This is a genomic window from Christiangramia aquimixticola, assembly GCF_048285835.1.
Classification (GTDB): domain Bacteria; phylum Bacteroidota; class Bacteroidia; order Flavobacteriales; family Flavobacteriaceae; genus Christiangramia; species Christiangramia aquimixticola.
The window spans coordinates 1-307 of record NZ_JBLVTL010000186.1; the positions used below are offsets into that span (position 1 = coordinate 1).

1 protein-coding gene is annotated in these 307 nt (G+C 45.6%); it reads left to right on the forward strand.

All coding sequences use genetic code 11. The features are described from left to right. Nucleotides 1-55: 55 nt before the first annotated feature. Nucleotides 56-307 (forward strand): hypothetical protein (locus ACNKXV_RS14060; RefSeq protein WP_417908340.1); only part of this gene is annotated, 252 nt, incomplete at its 3' end.

A 307-nucleotide genomic window follows, 5' to 3' on the forward strand; every position in this document is an offset into this window, starting at 1 on the left:
GTGGCAGTGAAAGTCAACCGCATCAAAACCTCTCTCACCCAAAAACTCAATCCTCATGGAAACTAACTTCAACGACATACAGCAACTCTGGCAAAGCCAGAAAGCAAGTAATTTTGACCTCCAAGGGCTCATTGCAGGTCTTAAGAAAACCGAAGAAAAACAGCGGAAAGAACGAATAGCTATCGCGATCATCACTCCTTCCACTTTGGTTTTTCTCTTTACAGTAATGCCTTGGGGTGAAAGCAAAGCTATCTTACTGAGCTTGTTGGTCATCGCCGCAGCGATGCTTTGGGTGGGTTGGTTGAGC